At 71.7% G+C, this 22,153-nt stretch carries 19 protein-coding genes; 8 read left to right on the top strand and 11 right to left on the bottom strand.

The features are described 5' to 3' along the window. Position 1 precedes the first annotated feature (1 nt). The 5 genes from AQI95_RS18890 (at position 2) to AQI95_RS18870 (ending at position 5,112) form a co-directional block, all read left to right on the top strand. Positions 2–1,336 (top strand): sulfate adenylyltransferase subunit 1, encoded by a 1,335-nt coding sequence (locus tag AQI95_RS18890; RefSeq protein ID WP_067124474.1) that lies wholly within the window; start codon positions 2–4, stop codon positions 1,334–1,336. Between the two features lie 223 nt (positions 1,337–1,559). Further along, complete coding sequence (locus tag AQI95_RS18885) at positions 1,560–2,669, top strand: aliphatic sulfonate ABC transporter substrate-binding protein (protein WP_067124472.1); 1,110 nt, start codon at positions 1,560–1,562, stop codon at positions 2,667–2,669. A 47-nt stretch (positions 2,670–2,716) separates the two neighbouring features. Further along, the gene (locus AQI95_RS18880) at positions 2,717–3,496 is read left to right on the top strand and encodes an ABC transporter ATP-binding protein (protein WP_067124470.1); all 780 of its coding nucleotides are present in this window, start codon (positions 2,717–2,719) and stop codon (positions 3,494–3,496) included. Beyond that, positions 3,483–4,367: an ABC transporter permease gene (locus AQI95_RS18875; protein ID WP_067124468.1), complete on the top strand. Its 885-nt coding sequence runs from the start codon at positions 3,483–3,485 to the stop codon at positions 4,365–4,367. Before AQI95_RS18880 ends, AQI95_RS18875 begins: the two co-directional genes overlap by 14 nt. Positions 4,368–4,374: 7 nt before the next feature. Beyond that, positions 4,375–5,112 carry a sirohydrochlorin chelatase gene (locus AQI95_RS18870; protein WP_067124466.1) on the top strand — a complete coding sequence of 246 codons (738 nt, stop codon included), beginning with the start codon at positions 4,375–4,377 and terminating at the stop codon, positions 5,110–5,112. Between the two features lie 79 nt (positions 5,113–5,191). Here AQI95_RS18870 and AQI95_RS18865 read toward each other — a convergent pair whose 3' ends face one another. The 5 genes from AQI95_RS18865 to AQI95_RS18845 all read right to left on the bottom strand — a co-directional run bounded on the left by AQI95_RS18865 (position 5,192) and on the right by AQI95_RS18845 (position 9,823). Beyond that, entirely contained in the window at positions 5,192–5,515 is a 324-nt protein-coding gene (locus AQI95_RS18865; RefSeq protein WP_067125034.1) for a hypothetical protein, read from the bottom strand. Between the two features lie 917 nt (positions 5,516–6,432). Next, positions 6,433–7,068, bottom strand: coding sequence for a mycothiol-dependent nitroreductase Rv2466c family protein (locus tag AQI95_RS18860; RefSeq protein ID WP_067124464.1), 636 nt, complete (start codon positions 7,066–7,068; stop codon positions 6,433–6,435). Positions 7,069–7,078: 10 nt separating this feature from the next. Continuing rightward, positions 7,079–8,113, bottom strand: a complete 1,035-nt coding sequence (locus tag AQI95_RS18855; protein WP_244188782.1) for a sigma-70 family RNA polymerase sigma factor — start codon at positions 8,111–8,113, stop codon at positions 7,079–7,081. Positions 8,114–8,216: 103 nt separating this feature from the next. Beyond that, the gene (locus tag AQI95_RS18850) at positions 8,217–9,233 is read right to left on the bottom strand and encodes a ketopantoate reductase family protein (RefSeq protein WP_067125031.1); all 1,017 of its coding nucleotides are present in this window, start codon (positions 9,231–9,233) and stop codon (positions 8,217–8,219) included. A 38-nt stretch (positions 9,234–9,271) separates the two neighbouring features. Next, positions 9,272–9,823, bottom strand: a complete 552-nt coding sequence (locus AQI95_RS18845) for a DUF1697 domain-containing protein (RefSeq protein WP_067124460.1) — start codon at positions 9,821–9,823, stop codon at positions 9,272–9,274. Positions 9,824–10,258: 435 nt separating this feature from the next. Here AQI95_RS18845 and AQI95_RS18840 point away from each other — a divergent pair, with 435 nt between their 5' ends. Continuing rightward, positions 10,259–12,511, top strand: coding sequence for an MMPL family transporter (locus AQI95_RS18840; RefSeq protein ID WP_107121686.1), 2,253 nt, complete (start codon positions 10,259–10,261; stop codon positions 12,509–12,511). Positions 12,512–12,672: 161 nt separating this feature from the next. Here AQI95_RS18840 and AQI95_RS18835 read toward each other — a convergent pair whose 3' ends face one another. Genes AQI95_RS18835 through AQI95_RS18825 form a run of 3 tightly spaced genes read right to left on the bottom strand, consistent with a single transcriptional unit; the run spans position 12,673 to position 15,694 of the window. Beyond that, complete coding sequence (locus tag AQI95_RS18835; RefSeq protein ID WP_067124458.1) at positions 12,673–13,953, bottom strand: ABC transporter substrate-binding protein; 1,281 nt, start codon at positions 13,951–13,953, stop codon at positions 12,673–12,675. Further along, positions 13,953–14,786, bottom strand: coding sequence for a carbohydrate ABC transporter permease (locus tag AQI95_RS18830; protein WP_067124456.1), 834 nt, complete (start codon positions 14,784–14,786; stop codon positions 13,953–13,955). The genes AQI95_RS18835 and AQI95_RS18830 overlap by 1 nt, the downstream gene beginning before the upstream one ends. Further along, positions 14,783–15,694 (bottom strand): carbohydrate ABC transporter permease, encoded by a 912-nt coding sequence (locus AQI95_RS18825; RefSeq protein WP_107121685.1) that lies wholly within the window; start codon positions 15,692–15,694, stop codon positions 14,783–14,785. Before AQI95_RS18825 ends, AQI95_RS18830 begins: the two co-directional genes overlap by 4 nt. A gap of 224 nt (positions 15,695–15,918) precedes the next feature. Here AQI95_RS18825 and AQI95_RS18820 point away from each other — a divergent pair, with 224 nt between their 5' ends. Next, the gene (locus AQI95_RS18820; RefSeq protein WP_067124454.1) at positions 15,919–16,782 is read left to right on the top strand and encodes a phosphotransferase enzyme family protein; all 864 of its coding nucleotides are present in this window, start codon (positions 15,919–15,921) and stop codon (positions 16,780–16,782) included. A gap of 25 nt (positions 16,783–16,807) precedes the next feature. Here AQI95_RS18820 and AQI95_RS18815 read toward each other — a convergent pair whose 3' ends face one another. The 3 genes from AQI95_RS18815 to AQI95_RS18805 all read right to left on the bottom strand — a co-directional run bounded on the left by AQI95_RS18815 (position 16,808) and on the right by AQI95_RS18805 (position 19,869). Further along, positions 16,808–17,533, bottom strand: a complete 726-nt coding sequence (locus tag AQI95_RS18815) for a 3'-5' exonuclease (RefSeq protein WP_067124452.1) — start codon at positions 17,531–17,533, stop codon at positions 16,808–16,810. Positions 17,534–17,636: 103 nt separating this feature from the next. Beyond that, a complete protein-coding gene (locus tag AQI95_RS18810) occupies positions 17,637–18,875 on the bottom strand; it encodes an SAV2148 family HEPN domain-containing protein (RefSeq protein ID WP_079071326.1) in 1,239 nt (412 codons plus the stop codon). A gap of 115 nt (positions 18,876–18,990) precedes the next feature. Continuing rightward, on the bottom strand, positions 18,991–19,869 hold the full coding sequence (locus AQI95_RS18805) for a copper amine oxidase (protein WP_067124448.1): 879 nt from the start codon (positions 19,867–19,869) through the stop codon (positions 18,991–18,993). Between the two features lie 149 nt (positions 19,870–20,018). Here AQI95_RS18805 and glgX point away from each other — a divergent pair, with 149 nt between their 5' ends. Further along, complete coding sequence (gene glgX, locus AQI95_RS18800) at positions 20,019–22,136, top strand: glycogen debranching protein GlgX (protein ID WP_067124446.1); 2,118 nt, start codon at positions 20,019–20,021, stop codon at positions 22,134–22,136. The last annotated feature ends 17 nt before the right edge of the window (positions 22,137–22,153 follow it).

The raw sequence follows: 22,153 nt of genomic DNA, 5'->3' as shown, positions 1-22,153 counted from the left end.
CATGAGCACGATCACGACCGAGGCGCTCTCGGCCACCACGCTGCTGCGGTTCGCCACCGCCGGCTCCGTCGACGACGGCAAGTCCACGCTCGTCGGACGGCTGCTGCACGACTCCAAGTCGGTCCTCGCCGACCAGCTGGAGGCCGTGGAGCGGGCCTCCGCGAGCCGCGGCCAGGACGGCCCCGACCTCGCGCTGCTCACCGACGGCCTGCGTGCCGAGCGGGAGCAGGGCATCACCATCGACGTGGCGTACCGCTACTTCGCCACGCCCCGCCGCCGTTTCATCCTGGCCGACACGCCGGGCCATGTGCAGTACACCCGCAACATGGTCACCGGAGCCTCCACCGCCGAGCTGACGGTGGTCCTCGTCGACGCCCGCAACGGCGTGGTCGAGCAGACCCGCCGGCACGCGGCGATCGCGGCCCTGCTGCGCGTCCCGCACGTCGTCCTCGCGGTCAACAAGATGGACCTCGTCGGGTACGAGGAGAACGTGTTCGCGGCGATCGCCGAGGAGTTCACGGCGTACGCGACCGAGCTGGGCGTCCCCGAGGTCACCGCCATCCCGATCTCGGCGCTCGTCGGCGACAACGTGGTGGAGCCGTCCGCGAACATGGACTGGTACGGCGGCCCGACCGTCCTCGAACACCTGGAGACCGTGCCGGTCAGCCACGACCTGACACACTGCCACGCGCGGCTGCCCGTGCAGTACGTGATCCGGCCGCAGACCGCCGAGCACCCGGACTACCGGGGCTACGCGGGCCAGATCGCGGCGGGCACGTTCCGCGTCGGCGAGCAGGTCACGGTGCTGCCGTCCGGTCGTACGACGACGATCTCGGGCATCGACCTCCTGGGCGAGCCGGTCGACGTGGCCTGGACGGCCCAGTCGGTGACGGTGCTGCTCGCGGACGACATCGACGTCTCGCGCGGTGACCTGATCGTGCCGACGAAGGACGCGCCGGCCACCACGCAGGACGTGGAGGCGACCGTCTGCCATGTCGCCGACGCCGCGCTGACCGTCGGCCACCGGGTGCTGCTCAAGCACGGCACCCGCACAGTCAAGGCGATCGTGAAGGACATCCCGTCCCGGCTGACGCTGGACGACCTGTCCCTGCACCCGCACCCCGGACAGCTCGTCGCCAACGACATCGGCCGGGTGAAGATCCGCACCGCGGAGCCGCTGCCGGTCGACTCCTACGCCGACTCCCGCCGCACGGGCTCCTTCATCCTGATCGACCCGGCCGACGGCACCACGCTGACCGCGGGCATGGTCGGCGAGTCGTTCGCCGCGCCCATTCCGGTCAAGGACGCGGCCGACGACGACGGCTGGGACTTCTGAGCATGAATCCGACCGATGTCTACTCGACGTTCGCGAAGGAGGGCGGCCGCATCGGCAGCGGCGCCCTCGGCAGCGGGCAGGGCGGGGTCGCCCGATGTGTGCGCTGACGTACGCGCACCGCTGGCGCGCCCTCACCCCCCACCGCTGTAGACGAAGACCTGCCGACTTCCCGGCCACGACCTGAAAGACCGTGACCGCCGGGCCAACGAGAGGAACACCTCCCGTGCCTGCCAACCGCTCCCCGCTGTTTCGTCGCGGCACAGCCGCGCTCGCCGCTCTCCCCCTGCTCGCTCTCGCCGCCTGCGGCTACGGCTCCGAGGCCAAGACCGACGACACCGCCAAGGTCGCCGCCGGGGCCAAGAAGATCGACGGACTCGACTCCGTCAAGATCGGGTACTTCGGGAACCTGACCCACGCGACCGCGCTGGTCGGCATCCAGAAGGGCTTCTTCCAGAAGGAGCTGGGCGCGACCAGGGTCTCGCCCGCGACCTTCAACGCGGGCCCGTCCGAGATCGAGGCCCTCAACTCCGGTTCCATCGACATCGGCTGGATCGGCCCGTCCCCCGCGATCAACGGCTACACCAAGTCGGACGGCAAGAGCCTGAAGATCATCGGTGGTTCGGCCTCCGGCGGCGTGAAGCTGGTGGTGAACCCGAAGAAGATCTCGTCCCTGAAGGACGTCAAGGGAAAGAAGATCGCCACCCCGCAGCTGGGCAACACCCAGGACGTCGCGTTCCTCAACTGGGCCGCGGAGCAGGGCTGGAAGGTGGACGCGCAGAGCGGCAAGGGTGACGTCACGGTCGTCCGCACCGACAACAAGATCACCCCGGACGCCTACGCCTCCGGCTCCGTCGACGGTGCCTGGGTGCCGGAACCGACCGCGTCCAAGCTGGTCGCCGAGGGCGGCAAGGTGCTGCTGGACGAGTCGTCGCTGTGGCCGGACAAGAAGTTCGTGATCACGAACATCATCGTGCGGCAGGACTTCCTCAAGAAGCACCCGAAGGCGGTCGAGGCCGTACTGAAGGCCTCGGTCGAGGCCAACAAGTGGATCAACGCCAACCCCGACCAGGCGAAGGCGGCCGCCAACAAGCAGCTGGCGGCGGACTCCGGCAAGGCGCTGCCCGCGAACGTCCTGGATCCGGCGTGGAAGTCCATCCGGTTCACCGACGACCCGCTGGCCGCGACGCTCGGCACCGAGGCGGACCACGCGGTCCAGGCCGGGCTGCTGGACAAGCCGAACCTGAAGGGGATCTACGACCTGACGATCCTCAACAAGGTCCTCAAGGCCTCCGGCGAGAGCACCGTCAGCGCCGCCGGTCTCGGCAGCAGCTGACGCAGAACCCGACGCGATCCCAGACGACTTCCCAGGAGGTGACGACCATGGCCACGACTCTCGCCAAGGCCGACGAGTCGGTCGACCACGCGGCACGCCTCGAGCATGTCTCGAAGTCCTTCGCGACACCCGGGGGGCAGCAGCTCGTCCTGGACGACATCAGCATCGATGTCGCACCCGGCGAGTTCGTCACCCTCCTGGGAGCCTCGGGCTGCGGCAAGTCCACGCTGCTGAACCTGGTGGCCGGGCTGGACCGGCCCACCGTCGGCTCCATCACGACGGAGGGCCGCCCGGCCCTGATGTTCCAGGAGCACGCCCTGTTCCCGTGGCTGACCGCGGGCAAGAACATCGAACTCGCCCTGAAACTGCGGGGAGTTCCCAAGCCCGAGCGACGCGGCAAGGCCGAGGAGCTGCTCGAACTGGTCCGGCTGCAGGGCGCCCACGGCAAGCGCGTCCACGAGCTGTCGGGCGGGATGCGCCAGCGCGTGGCGCTGGCCCGCGCGCTCGCGCAGGAGAGCAATCTGCTGCTGATGGACGAGCCGTTCGCGGCGCTGGACGCCATCACGCGGGACGTGCTGCACGACGAGCTGACCCGCATCTGGGCGGAGACCGGGCTCTCCGTCCTGTTCGTCACGCACAACGTGCGCGAGGCGGTGCGGCTCGCGCAGCGGGTCGTGCTGCTGTCGTCCCGGCCGGGGCGGATCGCCCGTGAGTGGCAGGTCGACATACCGCAGCCGCGCCGCATCGAGGACGCCCCGGTGGCGGAGTTGTCCCTGGAGATCACCGAAGTACTGCGTGGGGAGATCCGCCGTCATGGCCAGCACTGACACGACGAAGACCGTCCTTCCGGACGCAGGGAGCGTCGAGGCGGGTCTGGACGCGCTGGAGAGCGGTGTCGTCGGCCGTACGCCCTTCCGGCAGACGTTCGTCAACAAGATCCTGCCGCCCATCGTCGCGATCGCCGTGGTCCTCGCGGTCTGGTCGCTGCTGTACCCGGTCGTCGACAACCCGAGCAAGCTGCCGTCGCCGGCGGCCGTGGGCGGCGCGTTCAAGGACGCCTGGATGAAGGGCGAGCTGCTCGGCTACATCTGGACCAGCGTCTCGCGCGGTCTGCTGGGCTTCTTCTTCGCGCTGCTCATCGGCACCCCGCTGGGTCTGCTGGTGGCCCGGGTGAAGTTCGTGCGCGCGGCCATCGGCCCGATCCTGTCCGGACTGCAGTCGCTGCCGTCGGTGGCGTGGGTGCCGCCGGCCGTGATCTGGCTGGGCCTGAACAACTCGATGATGTACGCGGTGATCCTGCTCGGCGCGGTCCCCTCGATCGCCAACGGTCTGGTGTCGGGTGTGGACCAGGTGCCGCCGCTGTTCCTGCGCGCGGGCCGCACCCTCGGCGCGACGGGCCTCAAGGGTGTCCGGCACGTGGTCCTGCCTGCCGCGATGCCCGGCTATGTGGCGGGCCTGAAGCAGGGCTGGGCCTTCTCCTGGCGTTCGCTGATGGCCGCCGAGATCATCGCGAGCTTCCCCGACCTGGGTGTGGGTCTCGGCCAGCTGCTGGAGAACGCCCGCACCGCCAGCGACATGGCGATGGTGTTCGAGGCCATCCTGCTCATCCTGTTCGTCGGCATCGCCATCGACCTGCTGATCTTCAGCCCGCTGGAGCGGTGGGTGCTGCGCAGCCGCGGCCTGCTGGTGAAGGGCTGAGGCAACCATGCACCGGCCGGTCCTCCTCGTCATCGCCCACGGCAGCCACGATCCGCGGCATGCCCGGGCCGTGCACGCCCTGGTGGAGCGGGTGCGGTCGGTGCGGCCGGGGCTGCGCGTGGAGACCGGCTTCCTGGACTTCAACGTCCCGTCCGTGCACGGGGTGCTGGAGTCCCTCGCGGCGGAGGGGGTGCGGGACGTCGTCGCGCTGCCGCTGCTGCTGACCCGCGCCTTCCACGCCAAGGCCGACATCCCCACCGTGCTGCGTGAGGCGCCGGCGAGGCTGCGGATCCGCCAGGCGGATGTGCTCGGCCCGTCCCCGCTGCTGCTGTCGGCGCTGGAACGGCGCCTGTACGAGGCGGGGTTGACGCCCGCCGACAAGTCCTCGACCGGAGTCGTCCTGGCCTCGGCGGGGTCCTCCGACCCGGAGGCGATCGCAGTGATCGCCGACATCGCGCGGGAGTGGTGGCACACCGGTTGGTGCGCCGTGCGGCCTGCGTTCGCCTCCGCATCCCTGCCCCGCACCGAGGACGCCGTGGCCGAGCTGCGCGCCCTCGGCTGCGAGCGGGTCGCCGTCGCGCCGTACGTCCTGGCCCCCGGCTTCCTCCCGGACCGTATCGCGCGGGGCGCGGCCGAGGCGGACGTACTGGCGGACGTGCTCGGGCCTGCGCCCGAGGTGGCGCGGGTGCTCCTGGAGCGCTACGACGCGGCGGTCCGACCGGCGCTGGCGGCACTGGGCGCCTGACCGCTGCGTCAGCCCGAGCCGCGTGCGACCGATCGGTCGAGGGCTTGGCGGAGCCCCGGTGCGGCGGGGCTCCGGTGGGTCACAGGTCGAATGCGTGGGTGAGTTGCCGGGTGAAGTTGAGGCTGCCGGTCCCGGCTCCCGCCGCGATGGCGATGTTCTCCAGCGCGATGCGGATCCGGCCCCGGTTGGGCGGCAGGCCGTCGTCGGCGGACTGCTGCAGCGCGCCCTGGATGATCTCCCCGTACCCGACGATCCCCGGGTACTCGGCTCGCAGCGCGTCGGTGAGCCGACCGGCGAGGACCATGAGGGTCTCGAGGTCGGGCGTGCCGTTCCTCATGTCGATGTGGCCGTAATCACCGAAGTCGGCCGGGCCGCCGGTGTTACCGAAGTTGTAGGTGCTCATGTCCTGTCCTCGCTCGTGGACCCAAGGAGCCTGCGGGTGTGGGGGGTTGGCTTCGGCGCGGGCGACCGGGCTCGCCGGGGCTCGGTCCGCACGCGGGCGCGGTTGCGCCCCGGGCTCCGGACCCCCTGCTTCTGCGCCCATGGCGGTCGGGCCCCGGTCACCGAAGGTGCCGGTACCGCTGACGTTACCGATGTTGCAGGTGCACGTGCTGATGCCCGCCGCGCCGGGGCGGGGACGCGCGTGGCCGCCGCGGGCGCGGGGCGTCGCCTCGGTCCGGTCGCTGCTGCGGGCGCGGGGTCCGGTGCGGACGGCCTCGTCGGCGCGGGGCCGGATGTCGGCGCGGTCGCGCCGGTGCGCAGCGGCCGCGGCGGACGGCCCCGGCGGGGGCACGGGCGACTCGAAGACGCCGGGCGCGACACCGCCGATCGGGCCGAAAATCGCCACCCGTCCGGGTGACCGGCGTCCGTTGACCGGGCTCCGGGGAGCAGCCGGGTGCGCGACCGGCACGACCGTTTCGGGGCAGGCGAGGGGGCGTTCGGGGGTCGCGCGGCGGCGCAGGGCCACGCGCGCGTGCCGGGCGTGGGCCACGAGGTCGGCGCCCGTTCCCGGTCGCCCTGACACCCCGGCCCCGCACCAGCGCGGCAACGCTCGTGATGGTCTCCCCGCCACGCTCATCCGCCCCCTCTCCGGCCGTCCGCGCGCTTCACCCTAGGGACGTCCTCATGGGTTTGTCGCGAAGTTCGGTGAGCGGTGGCCTCGAAGGCCGGACGCGTGGTAGAGGGGCCGTCGGGTCCGGCGCTCCCCTGTGGCGTCGGACCGCGGCGGCGCTTCGTTCTGCGCCGCTCGCGGCCCGCGCGTCACACGATCGGCGAACGCACGGCACATGAGGGGCACTTATCAGCCAACGTGACGCACGGTCAGTCGAAGCGGAGGCCACCGGTGCGGGTGCGCTTGAGTTCGAAGAGGTCGGGGTGGCGGGCCAACACCCGGAAGCTGTCGAACAGTTCCGCGGCCTCGTCGCCTCGCGGAACGGCGCGCAGCACGGGGCCGAACCACACCGTGCCGTCGACGTGCAGGGTCGGCGTGCCCACGTAGCCGCCGGACTCCGGCTCCACGCCGGCCTCGTGGCTGCGGCGCACCGCGTCGTCGTACGACGGGTCGTGGGCGGCGGCCGCCAACTCGGCGGGCAGGCCGAGTTCGGTCAGCGACTCGCCGATCACCTGGTCGAAGTCCTTGATCTCGCGTTCGTGGATCCGGGTGCCGAAGGCGGTGTACAGGTCACGCAGCACCGTATCGCCGTGCTGCTCGGCGGCGGCCACGGCGACCCGCACCGGGCCGATCGAACGGTCCACCAGGTCCCGGTACCAGTCGGGGAGTTCATTGCCGTCGTTGTGCAGGTACAGGCTCATCGCCCGGAACCGGAGGTCGAGCGGGCGCAGCCGCTCGACCTCCAGGAGCCAGCGGGAGGTGATCCAGGCGAAGGGGCAGGCCGGGTCGAAGAAGAAGTCGACACGGGTCGGGGCGGGTTCGGCGGCCATCTCGCGGTACGTCATGACAGTGAGGCTAGTCGCGCGGTGGCGCAGTGTCCCGATCCACTTCGCCCCCGTCTCTCTGGTCCACTTCGCCCGGCCCGACGGCTTCCGGGTGCGCCGGGTCCACCACCGCGATCTCCGTCCCGCGCAGACGTTCCGGCTCCGCCACGACATCGATCCGGGTGATCCGGCCGTCCGCGCCGAAGGCGAAGGCCAGGACCACACGAGGCCGCCCGTACGGCGCCATGACCAGGCCGAACTCGCCGTCCAGCAGGGCGAGTCCGGTGAAGCGGGCACGATCCACCGCGGCCATCGCTCCCTGGGCGACGGGCACGGCGCCCCGCACGGTGATCGGCTCGGGCGTGGGCACGACCCGAGCGTCGGCGTGCAGCACCACGTCCGGGTCGAGCAGGGCGACCAGGGCCGTGAAGTCGCCGCCGCGGGTGGCGGCCAGGAACGCCTCGACGGCCCGGTGCCGGCGTACGGCGTCGGCGGAGGACACGGGCGGCCGGCCCTGGACGCGGCGGCGGGCCCGGCTGGCCAGCTGCCGGGTGGCGGCCGGGGTCCGCTCGACCAGCGGGGCGATCTCCTCGAAGGGCACGGCGAACAGGTCGTGCAACACGAAGGCGACCCGCTCGGCCGGGCCGAGGGTGTCGAGGACGACCAGCAGCGCGACCCCGACCTCGTCGGCCAGCAGCGCCTCCCGGGCGGGGTCGCCGGCCTCGGCCGCGACCGAGAGTGTGCCGTGGTCGCTGTCGTGGGCGCTGTCGTGGGCGGCGCTGTCGTGGGCGTCGAGGAACTCCTCGCGCCGGTTGCGGCGGGCCCGCAGCAGGTTGAGGCAGACCCGCGTCACCACGGTGGTCAGCCAGCCGGTCAGGTTCCGCACCTCGCCGAGGTCGGCCTCGCGGGCCCGCAGCCAGGCCTCCTGCAGAGCGTCGTCGGCCTCCGTGGCCGAGCCGAGCAACCGATGGGCCACGGCGGCGAGATGGGGCCGGTCCGCCTCGAACCGGGCCGCGAGCCGCCGCCCGGCGTCCTCCGTGCAGTCGTCCACCGTTCCCCCGTCCACGTCCTGTCCCGATCCCGCGGGCGCGGCACGAGCGGCTCGCGCCTGTCCGGCGCATACGAAACGCCAATTCGGCCGGAAGATCAACCAAGAATGCGCGTGTGGATCAACGGGCCGCCGCCACCGCCTCGTTCGCAAGGCGCACCAGGTCCTCGACCGGCATCGACCCGGCGGCCCGGCGCTCGCGCGCGAACCGGTTGGCGAGCCGCTGGAGCAGCTCGTTCAGCGGGGTCGGTATGCCGTGCAGCCGTCCGAGGAGGACGATCTCCCCGTTGAGGTGGTCGGCCTCGATGGTGCCGGTGCCCCGGGCCAGGGACTGCCAGGAGGAACCGCCGCCGCGCGGGGCGCCGTCCAGCGGCACCAGGGTGATCTTGTCGCCGCGGGCCGCGCGCTGCTCCGCCGCGCTCGCGTACGCGATCCCCGCCGCGTCGAGCACCGCCTCGCCCTCGGCCCGCACGCGCGCGTACAGCGCCTGGGCGGCCTCGCCGGCGACGGGGCCGCTCACCGCTTCGAGGGCGTTGGCGAGGTTCCCGAGCAGCTTGGCGTACTGCCAGCGGGCCACATCGGGCACGACCGGGGCCTCGAAGCGGGCGTCCGCCAGGTCGGCGGCGATCCGCCGGGCGGTGTCGTCGGTGCCGTGCGGCACACGGCCGAGATGCAGGATGCCGGTGAGCGGACTGCCGGCGGCGGAGACCGCGCCGGGCTCCACGAAGGTCGAGGGCAGCCAGACGCAGACGCCGTAGACGTGCCGGAAGCGGCGCAGCGCCAACCGCCCGCCTTCCACACCGTTCTGCAGGCACACGAGCGGCAGCCGCTCGGCGGCCGTGCCGCCGCCCGCGACGGGCGCATCGGCCCAGGTCTCCAGGGCGGCCACGGTGTCCTGCGTCTTCACGGCGAGCACGAGGACGTCCTCGGCGCGCAGTTCACCGAGCGGCCCCGGCCCGTCGACGGCGGGCAGTCGGTACGTCAACTCCCCTTCCGGAACCCGCAGTCGAAGTCCGCGCTCGCGAAGTGCCGTGAGATGCCCGCCGCGTGCCACGAGGACGACGTCGCGCCCGGCCTGGGCCAGCCGCCCGCCGACGGTCCCGCCGACCGCTCCGGCTCCGATGATGATGTAGCGCATGAAGCAGAGCCTCGCACACGCGGGTTCGGGGGCGGCCGTCACGCTCCCGTAGCCGTCAGTTCGACCAGCTTGGTCACGGTGTTCCAGTTGCGGCTCGTGGCGATCAGGTCCTTGGTCAGGCGCCGGCGGGACAGCACCTCGGCGAGCTTGGAGCGGCCGAGGCCGTCCGGGGCGTAGAGGTAGAGGCAGCGGTCGCCGAGCCGGAACTCCTCCGGGAGAAGGGCGGCCTGGTCGATGCCCGCGTAGCGGTCCGGGGTGACGGGCGCGGAGAAGTACGTGACGTGCAGCTGCTTGGGCTCCAGGTCGGCGGCCGGGAACGGGCAGTCCTCGGCGACCGCTTCGAGGTAGGCGTGGTCGCGCACGAGTACGTCGACCGGGAAGCCGAACCGCTCCCGAATCGCCTGGCTCAGCTCCGCCGCCAGCGACTCCTCGTCGCCGTGGCCGGTGGTGAAGACGGCTTGGCCGCTCTGCAGATACGTCTGTACGCCGGTGTGGCCGAGGCCGGTCAGCAGGGTGCGGAGGTCGGCCATGGGCACCTTCTTGGCGCCGCCGACGTTGATTCCGCGCATCAGCGCCGCATAGGTCGTCATCCGGCCACCCTAGAACGGCCGTCGTGCCCCGTGGGGGCGGGCACGACGGCCGTGCCCGCGCGAGGCGGGACTGCGCGAAACTCTCGCCGATGGGCGGGCGTCGGATCAACCTCTTCACGCACCTGTGACTTGTTCAACAAACTTTCGTAATCACAAACCGCCGCGCCGACGGCAGAACGGACAACCCATGTCCCTGCGGCCATGTCCCTCCGGGTGAGTCCGGGTGCGCGCCCCGGTGCGACGACCCCGAGACGCGTCCCCGAGACGTGCGGATAGGTGTAAGGGGCCGCCGTCCTCCCCAGTGGTGACGGTCGGGCCGTCGAGTTCACCGGGCAGCACGACGAGCGGTGTTTATCCGGCCCATACCGTCGAAGCGGAGCAAGCGCAGATGTGGCGGCAGGGGGCCGTCACCGCACACGAGGGGGAAAGCCCGCGATGGGAAACAGGGACGTGCGGGTGCGGGGACTGGCCGCCCGTGCCGGAGGGTGGAGCGCCCGGCACCGCTGGGCGGCCGTCGGCATATGGGTGCTGTTCGTCGTGCTCGCGATGGGGCTCGGCTCGGCGGCGGGCCGGGTCGACGTGGACGAGAACAACCAGCTCAAGGGCGAGACACACACCGCCGCTCAGATCATCGACGACGCGGGGATCAAGCAGCCGGCCGGCGAGACCGTCCTGATCCAGTCCAAGGACGCCGCGGTGACGGCGACCGGGTCCGAGTTCCGCTCGGCCGTCGACGACGTGGTGAAGGCCGTCCGAGGCACCGGGAAGGTCACGGCCGTGACCTCGCCGTACGACACGCACACCGTCTCCCGGGACGGCCGCAGCGCGCTGGTGCAGTTCGACGTGCGCGGTGATGCCGACACGGCCGTCGACCGGATCGAGCCGGTGCTGAACGCCGTCGCCGGGGTGCAGAAGGCGCACGGTGGCCTGCGGATCGAGGAGATCGGCGGCGCCAGCATGCAGAAGCAGTACAAGGACGCCTTCGGGGACGACTTCCAGCAGGCCGAGTACTCGGCGGTGCCGGTGGCGCTCGGCATCCTGCTGATCGCCTTCGGGGCGCTGGTGGCGGCGCTGCTGCCGGTGGCGCTCGCGATCACCGCGATCATGGCGACGATGGGCCTGATGGGCATCGTCAGCCATCTGCAGCCGATGAGCGACACCGCCAACTCCGTGATGCTGCTGGTCGGTATGGCCGTCGGCGTCGACTACTGCCTGTTCTATCTGCGCCGCGAGCGCGAGGAGCGGCAGGTCGGGCGGGACGCGGGCACCGCCCTCAGGATCGCCGCCGCCACCAGCGGCCGGGCGATCATCGTCTCCGGTGTCACGGTGTGTGTGGCGATGGCGGGCATGCTCTTCACCGGGCTCGCCGAGTTCGAGGCGATGGGCCTGGCCTCGCTGATGGTGGTCGCGGTCGCCATGGTCGGATCGGTCACCGTCCTGCCCGCGCTGCTGTCGCTGCTCGGCGAGCGCGTCGACAAGGGGCGCATCCCGTTCCTCTCCCGTCGGCGCCGCAGGCACGGCATGAACGAGGGCAGCCGGTTCTGGACGGCCGTGCTGCGCGGCGTGCTGGCCAAGCCGCTGGTCTCCGTCGTGGTGGCGGTCGGCGCGCTGCTGGCGGTCGCGGCGCCCGCGCTCGGCATGAAGACCCAACAGCTCACCCTGGACCAGGAGTTCGGCAAGTCGCTGCCGATCGTGCAGACGTACGATCGCGTCAACGACGCGTTCCCCGGTGGCAGCGAGCCGGCCCAGGTCGTCGTGAAGGCCAAGGACATCGGCGCCCCCGAAGTGCGCCGGGCGCTGGCCGACTTCAAGACGCGGGCGATCGCCTCGGGCGCCTCGCGCGGCCCGGTCGAGATCCGGCTGCACGCCGCGCAGAACGTCGCGCTGGTCTCCGTGCCGCTGGTCGGGGGCTCCGACATGGACCGGGCCGTCAAGAGCCTGGACACGCTGCGGGACGACGTCCGGCCCGCCACGCTCGGCAAGGTGGCCGGACTGCAGGCGCCGATCACCGGGCAGGTGGCCGGCAACCACGACTTCAACGACCAGCTGCTCGGCTCCGTCGTCCCGGTCTTCGCGTTCGTGGTCGTCTTCGCCTTCCTGCTGATGCTGCTGTCGTTCCGCTCGCTGACCGTCGCCCTCACCTCGATCGTGCTCAACCTGCTGTCGGTGGGCGCCGCGTACGGCGTCCTCGTCGCCGTCTTCCAGCACGGCTGGGGCGCCTCGCTGGTGGGGGCGGAAGGGGTCGGCGCGATCGTCACCTGGCTGCCGCTGTTCCTCTTCGTGATCCTGTTCGGGCTGTCGATGGACTACCACGTGTTCGTCGTCTCCCGGATCCGCGAGGCCCGGATGCGCGGGCGCAGCACCACCGAGGCGATCCGGCACGGCGTGGTCACCACGGCCGGCGTCGTCACCAGCGCCGCAGTGATCATGGTCGCCGTGTTCGCGATCTTCGGCACGCTGTCGATGCAGTCCATGAAGCAGATGGGCGTGGGCCTGGCGGCGGCGGTCCTCATCGACGCGACGCTCATCCGCGGGGTGCTGCTGCCCGCCGTGATGGCGCTGCTCGGCGAGCGCAACTGGTACCTGCCGAAGTGGCTGCACCGGCTGCCCGACCTCACCCACGACGAGGCCCCGGAGCCGCCCGTGGCGCGCCCCGCACCCGAGCGGGGCGAGCGGCTGCCCGTCTGATCCCACCCGGCGCCGCAGGGCCCGCCGGCTCCCTCGGGGAACCGGCGGGCCCTGCCCCGTGCCGCCCCGCCGCCAGCGGACCCGGCACCACGGGAGAGGGACCCCGTCCGGCAGAGGATCCGGGTCCGGGGTGAGCAGGTCGGCGCTCCTCGGGCATCCGCTCACCGCTGGTATCGGGCCAGCACCAGGTCGCCGTCCTGCTCCAGGCGTCTGCGCAGCTCGGGGAGGCCGATGGCGCCGCTGTAGTACTCCTGGAAGGCCGGGGTGGCCACTTTGTCCTTCCACTCGGGGTAGCCGCGGACCGTCTGGGCGGGTGCCGGTCGCAGTCGGGCCGCCAGGGCCGTGCCTGTCGCCCAGCCGTTCTCCTCGGTGTGCAGGGCGGGGTCCTTCAGGGCCTGGGTGCCGGTGGGCAGCATCCAGTCGCCGAGGGCGAGCCGGACCATGTTCTTCGGCCGCAGCAGGAAGTCGATGAACGCGGCGGCTTCCTTCTTGTGCGGGCAGTCGGCCGAGACGGACAGGGTCTGCGGGCTGACGCCCTGGGTGAGCCCCGCTGCGCCCGCGGGGGCGGGCAGCACCTGCCAGCGGAAGCCCTTCGGCGCCTGCTGCGCGATCTGCTGGCGGTAGGAGAAGCCCAGCGGGACCATGGCGTACCGGCCGCCGAAGAAGCCGGGCAGGGTGTCCGAGCCGCCGCTGCCCAGTGTCGAGGCGGGGGCGCTGTGGTCGACGGCGACCTGGTCGTGGACCGTACGGGGAACGACCGCGTCGGCGGAGGTGAAGCGCACGGTCACCTTGCCGTCCGCGGCCCGGTGGAAGACCCGGCCGCCCGCCGACAGAGAGAGGTTGAGCGTGGCGGAGACGGGTTCCTTCAGCGGCCAGGCCACGCCGTATCGGCCGGGCCCGCTGAGCGTCTTCGCCACCTGTCTGAACTCCGGCCACGTCCAGGGGTGTTCGGGAGTGGGGATGCGCACCTTCGCCGCGCGCAGCCAGGAGGCGTTGGCGATCAGCACCCGGGGTTCCTGGAGGAACGGCACGCCGTAGACGCCGTGACCGAAGGCAGCTGTGTCCCAACTCGCCTGTGGCACGTCGGACTTGAGGCGTGCCGGGAGGAGATCGGTCAGGTCGGCGAGATAGCCGCCGTAGGCGAAGTCGGCCAGGTCGTCGGAGGCGTCGTGGATGACGTCCGGGGCCTCGCCGCCCTCGAAGGAGGTGAGCAGCTGGTCGTGGACGCTGTCCCAGCTGCCCTGGACGTACTCGACCCTGACATCGGGATGCGTCGCGTTCCACTCGTTCACCAGAGCCTTGTTGGCGGCGACGGACTCCTGCTGCCAGGCGAGGGACTGGAAGCGCAGGGTGATCGGGCCGCCCGCGCGCCGGTCCGGCGCCGAGCAGCCCGTGAGGAGCAGCAGGACGGCGAGCAGCACCAAGGGGATGCGGGTCCTCATCAGCTCTTCACCGCCCCGGCGAGCAGACCGGCCGTGATCCGCCGCTGGACCAGGGCGAAGACGGCCAGCGAGGGGAGCGTGGCGAGGAACGCGGCGGCGGCCAGGGGGCCGAGGTCGGCGACGCCCTCCGCCCCGATGAAATGAGTGAGGACGACGGGCAGGGTCTGCTTCCCGGGGCTCTTGAGCAGCACCAGCGCGAAGAAGAACTCGTTCCACGCGGTCACGAACGCGAACAGCGCGGTGGCCGCGATGCCCGGCGCGAGCAGCGGAACCGTCACCGACACGAGGGTGCGCAGTCGTCCGGCGCCGTCGACGGCCGCCGCCTCCTCCAACTCGGCGGGCACCGCGCGCACATGACCGACGAGCATCCACAGGGCGAACGGCAGCGACCAGACGACGTACACCAGCACCAGCCCCGCCAGGGAGTCGACGAGACGCAGGTTCTTCAGCACCAGGAAGAGCGGAATGATCACCAGTACGAAGGGGAACGCCTGGCTGACCACCACCCATCCCGTGGCCGCCCGGGCCAGGCGGGTGCGGTGCCGGGCCATGGCGTACGCCATCGGCGTCGCGAGCAGGACGGCGACGACGGCGGTCGCGAGCGCCACCGACAGGGAGTTGAGGGCGGCATGCCCGAGCGGCTGCTCCTCGAAGGCCTGCCGGACATTGGCGAGGGTGGGACGGCGGGGGATCCACGTCGGGTGCAGACTGCCCAGCTCGCGCGGGGACTTCAGCGCGGTGGACAGCAGCCACAGGAGCGGGAAGGCCAGGAAGAGCAGATAGCCGAGCAGGGCGGCGTACTGCCCGGCACGTGCCGCACGGCGGGTCCTCATGCGTCCGCACCTCCGCGCAGCCGGCCGGCCAGGAACACCGCGAGCAGCACCGAGACCACGGCGACGAGTACGCATCCCATGGCCGCCGCGTAGCCGAACTGGCCGTAACGGAAGGCCTCTTCGTAGGCGAAGAGCGAGGGCAGCCGGGTCTTGCCGCCGGGGCCGCCGCCCGTGAGAACGTAGACCAGGGCGAAGGAGTTGAGGTTCCAGATGAGGTTGAGCGCGGTGATGGCGAGCGCCACCGGCCTGAGCGCGGGCCAGGTGACCGCGCGAAAGCGGCGCAAGGCGCCCGCGCCGTCGATGGCGGCGGCCTCGTGGAGTTCGCGCGGGACGTTCTGCAGTCCGGCGAGCAGGGCGACCGTGGTCTGGGGCAGGCCGGCCCAGACGCCGACGACGATCACCGCGGGCAGGGCGGTGGCGAGGCCGCTCAGCCAGTCGTGGCCGTCGCCGAGGCCGAGATCGCGCAGGGTCTCGTTGAGGATGCCCGCGTCCGGGTTGTAGACGAGCCGCCACATGATGCCGACGACGACTTCGGGCATCGCCCAGGGCACGATCGCGAGGGCACGGGCCAGCCCGCGCAGCCGCAGGTCCTGGGAGAGGAGCAGGGCGAGCCCGAGCGCCAGCAGGAACTGCGGCACCGTCACGCCGACCGCCCAGACCAGGCCGATCCGGAACGACTCCCAGAAGAGCGTGTCGTGCAGCAGGTCCTGGAAGTTCAGGGCGCCGGTCCACCGGGTGGCCTGGGTGCGGCCCGACTGGGCGTCGGTGAAGGCCAGCAGGACGCCGTAGAGCAGCGGGCCCACGCTGAACACCAGGATCGGGATCAGGGCGGGCAGGACGAGGAACCAGGCACCCTGCCCGGCGGCAGGATTACCGCCGGGCCGCCGCACATCTGCCACTGTTGTCACGGAACCAGCCCCTTTGCCTGCTCCGGTTGGCGTGTTCATGGTCGTGAAGGCCCGACCCGTCGTCAAGGCCCGACCCGTCGTCAAGGGACCGCGCACACCGCCCGACCTGTGCGAATGCGAGACTGGCCGCACAGACCCGACCGCAAGCTGCACGCACAGGGCATCCGCACGGCGGCGGCCGGGTCGACGGACGGCACCGGACGACAGCGCGGCACGGAGGCACGATGGACGAGGCACGGGCACGGGACGTACTGGCCGCGGCGGGAGTGCTGCCGGGCCCGGCCCGGGACGCGGCTCTCCTCTCCCTCGGCGAGAACGCGGTGTTCGCCGCCGGTGATCTGGTGGTGAAGGTGGGCCGCGACGCCGAACTGCTGCCACGGGCACGGCGCGAGCTGGACATCGCCGGCTGGCTGGCCGAGACGGGCGTGCCGGCGGTACGCGCGGCCGAGCCGCAACCGCGACTGGTGGACGGGCACCCGGTGACGGTGTGGCACCGGCTGCCGGATCCGGTACGGCCCGCCGAGCCGCGTGATCTGGCGCAGTTGCTGCGGCTGGTGCACGCACTTCCCTCCCCCTCCTTCGCGTTGCCGCCCCGCGAGCTGCTGGGCGGTGTGGAGCGCTGGCTGCGGCTCGCGGGCGACGCGATCGCCCCCGAGGACGCGGACTACCTCCGCGCGCGCCGGGACGGTTTCGCGGCGGCCGCGGCCGCCCTGACGCCCCATCTGCCGCCGGGCCCGATCCATGGCGACGCGCTGCCCCGCAATGTGCACGTCGGGCCCGACGGGCCGGTCCTGGTCGACCTGGAGACCTTCTCCGCCGATCTGCGCGAGCACGACCTGGTGGTCATGGCCCTCTCCCGGGACCGGTACGGGCTGCCCGGCAAGGCGTACGACTCCTTCACCGAGACCTACGGGTGGGACGTGCGGGAGTGGGCGGGCTGTGCCGTGCTGCGCGGCGCCCGCGAGACGGCCAGCTGCGCCTGGGTGGCCCAGCACGCGCCGAGCAGTCCGAAGGCGCTGGCCGAGTTCCGGCGGCGGGTGGGCTCGCTGCGGGACGGGGACGAGACAGTGCGGTGGTACCCGTTCTGAGGGGCGCGCCCCGGACCGGAAGCGGCTACGCGGGCTCCCTCTCGACCAGCTCCCGCAGGGGCCACGTGCCGTCGACCACCGCGTCCTGCTCACCCTTGCGGCGCAGGAACGCCTGGAAGTCCACCGCCCACTGCGCGTACCACTGGATCTGCCGCTCGTGCAGGTCGGCCGGGCTCAGGGACGCGATCTTGGGGTGGCGGTCGGCTATCGCGGAAGCGAGGCGCGCCGCGGCGAGGGCGTCGGCCGGGGCGGTGTGGGCCGCGTCGAGGGCTATGCCGTACTCGGCGCAGACCGCTTCCAGATTCCGCTTGCCGCGGCGGTAGCGGTCGACCCAGCGGTCGATGGTGTAGGGGTCGACGACCGGGGCGGGCGGGGCGCCGCCGAGGCGGTCGGAGAGGGACGGCAGGGCGTGTCGGCGCAGTTCGGCGGAGAGCAGGGTGAGGTCGAAGGCGGCGTTGTACGCGACGACCGGGACGCCCGCGCTCCAGTACCCCACCAGGGCGTCGGCGATCGCGTCGGCCACCCGGTCGGCCGGGTGTCCCTCCGACGTCGCCCGCTCATTGCTGATGCCGTGCACCGCCACCGCGTCGGCCGGGATCTCCACGCCCGGATCGGCCAGCCACTCCTTGCGGCCCATGGGCTCACCGGCCCTGACCTCGATCACCGCGCCGGTGACGATGCGCGCCTCGTGCGGATCGGTCCCGGTCGTCTCCAGGTCGAAGCCGATCAGCAGCTCCTGGTGCCAGCCCATGGGCGGCCCCCCTTCTCGGTGGTGCTTTCCCCCAGTGGCCTCCACCCTCGCACGCGGCACTGACAATCCGAGGTTCGCGTTCCGCTCGCCCTCGGAGAACGGCTCAGGACACCGGACGTGAATCCGCCCAGGTCAGCTCGAACTCCTCGCGATATGTCGGGAAGAGTCCGGCTTCACCCACTTCATCCGACTTGACCAGTTTGCTGCCGTTGCGCAGCACCAGCACCGGTGACTCCATCCCGCGCGCCCCGCGCAGATAGGACTGCACCACGGCGACCCCGTCGGCGCCGTCGCCGTCCACCAGGTAGGCGGTGAAGCGCGGAGTCTCGTCGTACACCTGGATCTCGAAGGCGCCCGGGTCGCGCAGCCGGGAGCGGACCCGGCGCATGTGCAGGATGTTCATCTCGACGGAGCGGCTCAGTTCGCCCCGTTTCATCCCCAGTTCGCGCTCGCGGCGCTTGACCGAGCTGGAGGCGGGGTTGAGGAAGAGCAGCCGTACCCGGCAGCCGGACTCGGCGAGCCGGATCAGCCGGCGGCCGGAGAAGTTCTGGACCAGCAGGTTCAGGCCGATACCGATGGCGTCGAGGCGGCGGGCGGAGCCGAAGATGTCCTCGGCCGGGAACTGGCGCAGCAGCCGCACCCGGTCCGGGTGGACGGCGACGACGTCGGCGTACCGGTCGCCGACCAGGTCCTCGACCGCGTCCACGGGCAGCCGTCGCGCGGAGGGCACGTCACCGGCGGCGCCGAGCATCTCCAGCAGCCGGGCCGAGGCCCGCTCGGCCTGGTTCAGGACGGCCTCGGACAGCGCCCGGTTGCGGGAGACGACGTTGCGGGTCACCTCCAGCTCGTCCAGGGCGAGTTCCAGGTCGCGGCGCTCGTCGAAGTACGGCTCGAAGCACGGCCAGTGCTGCACCATCAGCTCGCGCAACTGGGGCAGGGTGAGGAAGCTCAGCACGTTGTCGTCGGCCGGGTCGAGCAGATAGCCCTTGCGGCGGCTGACCTCGCGCACCGCGACCGCTCGCTGCACCCACTCCTGCCCGGCCGGGCCTGCCGCGGCGACCACCCAGTCGTCCCCGTGGACGGGTTCGTAGATGGGACGCAGGACGGCGGCCACGACCGCGCGCAGCCGCTGTTCGACGAGGTTCAGCCAGATGTAGGCCCGACCGGCCCGCTGGGCGCGGGTGCGCACCTCGCGCCAGGCGTCGGCGTCCCAGTCCAGCTCCGGTCCGATGGACCCCGCGTCCATCGGCCTGGCCAGGGACACCGCGCCGGGCGGGACGTCTGTGGAGTTCCCCTCATGACCCTCGTCACCAGGGGGCAGCTCCAGGCCTCCCGAGCCCACCCGTGCACCGCCTTCCGCCCCCCGGGCCTTTCCCGTCTCAACGATCAAGGAAGGGTACTCCGCGAGGGGTCGGCGGTGCAGCCGGATGGACAGGTCGGTTTCTCAACTGTTCTCGTCAACTCGGCCCGTTCCAATGTCCGTTCTCCCGTGCCAGATCCCGGGGAGTGAGCGGATTCATAGCGGTGACGTCCCGTGGGGCGATGGCGAAGCCCTGCCGGTGCACCGGCATGGGCTGCTGGTCCTCGTCCCGCGCGATGTGGTGGAAGCCGACGTTCATCCAGATCACGGGGTGGGTCAGGGTCTGTCCGCCGACCCATCGGTCGACGGCCCCGGGGTGACCCCGCCCGCACGTGGGGTTGTCGCTGGCGAACAGTTCGCAGGGGTTGTACTCGGTGACGTACACGTCGTGCTCGGTGAAGCCGCGGCCGAGGTACTTGGTGCTGGGTCCGGGCACGATCTCGTACGAACGGGTGTGCCCGTCCTTCTGCTCGACCCTCGTCCCGGACGGGCCGTCGAGACCGAAGTCCAGCCGCCAGAAGACGTTGTGGTCGGCGGGGTCGAGCAGCTTGACGGACCTGATCGTGCCGCCGGGGCACTCGACGGGCGACAGGTCCGTCAGCTCCTGGCCGAAGTCCTGGCCGGTCAGATCGCTGTACTCGTTCTTCCCGTCGTCGTAGGGGACATGGATCTGGGCGAGACGGGCGCTGCTGAGGACCCTGATCGGCTTCGGTTCGCCCCTGGGCCGGTAGGTGACCCGGTCGCACCGGTGTACGCCGCACCGGTCGAGGGCCGCGGGCTGGGTGCCCGGAGCGGCCAGGTAGACGCCGCCGCTCAGCAGCAGCTGGTCCGGTGAGGTGAGTTCCCTGCCGGTGGCGTCCTTGTAGTCCGCCTTCAGGCCCGCGCCGAGCGGTGCGGCGATCAGGAGCCGGACTGCCTCCGCGTTCTCGGCCCCCCCTGTTTCCCCGTGGTCCTCGGGGAGTAGGTATTGCCCCACCGGTTCGGCACCAGGTGGTCGCGAGAGCCGCCGGGTGCGCCGGTCTGTGGGTAAGAGGGACGTAAGTCAGGGGAGGTTCCGTCACTTTCGGGCAGACTCGGGGCCGAACGCGGCCCCAGGTCGGCGGCACACCTGGGAGAGTCGTATCCATGCAGGTCTGGCCTGGACAGGCGTATCCGCTCGGCGCCACCTACGACGGCGCCGGAACGAACTTCGCGGTCTTCACGGAGGCCGCTGACCGAGTAGAGCTGTGTCTGCTGCACGACGACGGCTCGGAGACGGCGGTGGAGCTGCGCGAGAGCGACGCTTTCGTGCGGCACGCGTACGTGCCGGGTGTGATGCCGGGGCAGCGGTACGGGTTCCGGGTGCACGGCCCGTACGACCCGGGGCGCGGGCTGCGCTGCAACTCCGCGAAGCTGCTGCTCGACCCGTACGCGAAGGCGATCAGCGGCGCGATCCGGTGGGGCGAGGAGGTGTACGGCTACCACTTCGGCGCCCCGGACAGCCGCAACGACCTGGACTCGGCGCCGCACACCATGGCCTCGGTGGTGATCAACCCGTACTTCGACTGGGGCAACGACCGGTCGCCGCGCACCGGGTACCACCACACGGTGATCTACGAGGCCCATGTCAAGGGACTGACCATGCGTCACCCGGGCCTGCCGGAGGAACTGCGCGGCACGTACGCGGCGCTCGCGCATCCGGCGGTCATCGAGCACCTGACGAAGCTCGGGGTGACGGCCCTGGAGCTGATGCCCGTTCACCAGTTCGTGAACGACCACCGGCTGGCCGACCTGGGCCTGAACAACTACTGGGGCTACAACACCATCGGTTTCTTCGCCCCGCACAACGCGTACGCCTCCTGGGGCGACCGCGGCCAGCAGGTGCTGGAGTTCAAGTCGGCGGTCCGGGCGCTGCACGAGGCCGGGATCGAGGTCATCCTGGACGTCGTCTACAACCACACCGCCGAGGGCAACCACCTCGGCCCGACGCTGTCCTTCAAGGGCATCGACAACCCGTCGTACTACCGGCTCGCGGACGACCCCCGCTACTACATGGACACCACGGGCACCGGGAACTCGCTGCTCATGCGGTCCCCGCACGTGCTCCAGCTGATCATGGACTCGCTGCGGTACTGGGTCACCGAGATGCACGTCGACGGCTTCCGCTTCGACCTCGCGGCGACCCTGGCCCGGCAGTTCCACGAGGTGGACCGGCTGTCGTCGTTCTTCGACCTGGTGCAGCAGGACCCGGTGGTCTCCCAGGTGAAGCTGATCGCCGAGCCCTGGGACGTGGGCGAGGGCGGCTACCAGGTGGGCAACTTCCCGCCGCTGTGGACCGAGTGGAACGGCAAGTACCGGGACACGGTGCGGGACCTGTGGCGGGGCGAGCCGCGGGCGCTCGCCGAGTTCGCCTCCCGGCTGACCGGCTCCTCCGACCTCTACCAGGACGACGGCCGCCGCCCGCTGGCCTCGATCAACTTCGTCACCTGCCACGACGGGTTCACGCTGGGCGACCTCGTCTCGTACAACGACAAGCACAACGCGGCCAACGGCGAGGACAACCGGGACGGCGAGAGTCACAACCGGTCCTGGAACTGCGGGGCGGAGGGCGAGAGCGACGATCCCGAGGTGCTCCTGCTGCGCGCCCGGCAGATGCGGAACTTCATCGCCACGCTGATGCTGTCCCAGGGCGTGCCGATGATCAGCCACGGCGACGAGTTCGCCCGCACCCAGCGCGGCAACAACAACGCCTACTGCCAGGACAACGAGATCTCCTGGGTGCGCTGGCCCGAGGACGCGGCGGATCCGCGCGATCTGCTGGAGTTCACGCGCGCGATGGTGTGGCTGCGCCGGGACCACCCGGTCCTTCGCCGACGCCGCTTCTTCCACGGCCGTCCGGTGGAGGGCACCCACGACGAGCTGTCCGACATCGCCTGGTTCACCCCCGAGGGCGCGGAGATGACCCAGCGGGACTGGGACTCGGCGCCGGCGTCCGCGCTCACGGTGTTCCTGAACGGCAACGCGATCTCCGAGCCCGGCTCGCGCGGACAGCGCATCACCGACGACTCCTTCCTGCTGATGTTCAACGCATCCCCTGGGCCGCTGGACTTCCTGGTCCCGGTCAACCACGGCCGGCAGTGGCAGGTGGTCGTCGACACGGCCCATCCGGAGGGCGTGCCGCCGGGGTCGGGCACGAAGGTCGGGGCGGGCGACCGGATCACCCTGCCCGACCGCAGCCTGACGGTGCTGCAGCGGCCGACGTAGCGGGGCGGACGTCGCCT

Source organism: Streptomyces yokosukanensis (assembly GCF_001514035.1).
GTDB lineage: Bacteria > Actinomycetota > Actinomycetes > Streptomycetales > Streptomycetaceae > Streptomyces > Streptomyces yokosukanensis.
Note: the sequence above shows the minus strand (reverse complement) of the source record. Positions and strands in the feature narration are given on the sequence as shown.

What these genes read in the sequence shown, in the direction of transcription:
- AQI95_RS18890 (WP_067124474.1), top strand. Translation starts at nt 2, where the DNA reads ATGAGCACGATCACGACCGAGGCGCTCTCGGCCACCACGCTGCTGCGG.
- AQI95_RS18880 (WP_067124470.1), top strand. Translation starts at nt 2,717, where the DNA reads ATGGCCACGACTCTCGCCAAGGCCGACGAGTCGGTCGACCACGCGGCA.
- AQI95_RS18875 (WP_067124468.1), top strand. Translation starts at nt 3,483, where the DNA reads ATGGCCAGCACTGACACGACGAAGACCGTCCTTCCGGACGCAGGGAGC.
- AQI95_RS18870 (WP_067124466.1), top strand. Translation starts at nt 4,375, where the DNA reads ATGCACCGGCCGGTCCTCCTCGTCATCGCCCACGGCAGCCACGATCCG.
- AQI95_RS18865 (WP_067125034.1), bottom strand. Translation starts at nt 5,515, where the DNA reads ATGAGCACCTACAACTTCGGTAACACCGGCGGCCCGGCCGACTTCGGT.
- AQI95_RS18860 (WP_067124464.1), bottom strand. Translation starts at nt 7,068, where the DNA reads ATGACGTACCGCGAGATGGCCGCCGAACCCGCCCCGACCCGTGTCGAC.
- AQI95_RS18850 (WP_067125031.1), bottom strand. Translation starts at nt 9,233, where the DNA reads ATGCGCTACATCATCATCGGAGCCGGAGCGGTCGGCGGGACCGTCGGC.
- AQI95_RS18845 (WP_067124460.1), bottom strand. Translation starts at nt 9,823, where the DNA reads ATGACGACCTATGCGGCGCTGATGCGCGGAATCAACGTCGGCGGCGCC.
- AQI95_RS18840 (WP_107121686.1), top strand. Translation starts at nt 10,259, where the DNA reads ATGGGAAACAGGGACGTGCGGGTGCGGGGACTGGCCGCCCGTGCCGGA.
- AQI95_RS18835 (WP_067124458.1), bottom strand. Translation starts at nt 13,953, where the DNA reads ATGAGGACCCGCATCCCCTTGGTGCTGCTCGCCGTCCTGCTGCTCCTC.
- AQI95_RS18830 (WP_067124456.1), bottom strand. Translation starts at nt 14,786, where the DNA reads ATGAGGACCCGCCGTGCGGCACGTGCCGGGCAGTACGCCGCCCTGCTC.
- AQI95_RS18820 (WP_067124454.1), top strand. Translation starts at nt 15,919, where the DNA reads ATGGACGAGGCACGGGCACGGGACGTACTGGCCGCGGCGGGAGTGCTG.
- AQI95_RS18815 (WP_067124452.1), bottom strand. Translation starts at nt 17,533, where the DNA reads ATGGGCTGGCACCAGGAGCTGCTGATCGGCTTCGACCTGGAGACGACC.
- glgX (WP_067124446.1), top strand. Translation starts at nt 20,019, where the DNA reads ATGCAGGTCTGGCCTGGACAGGCGTATCCGCTCGGCGCCACCTACGAC.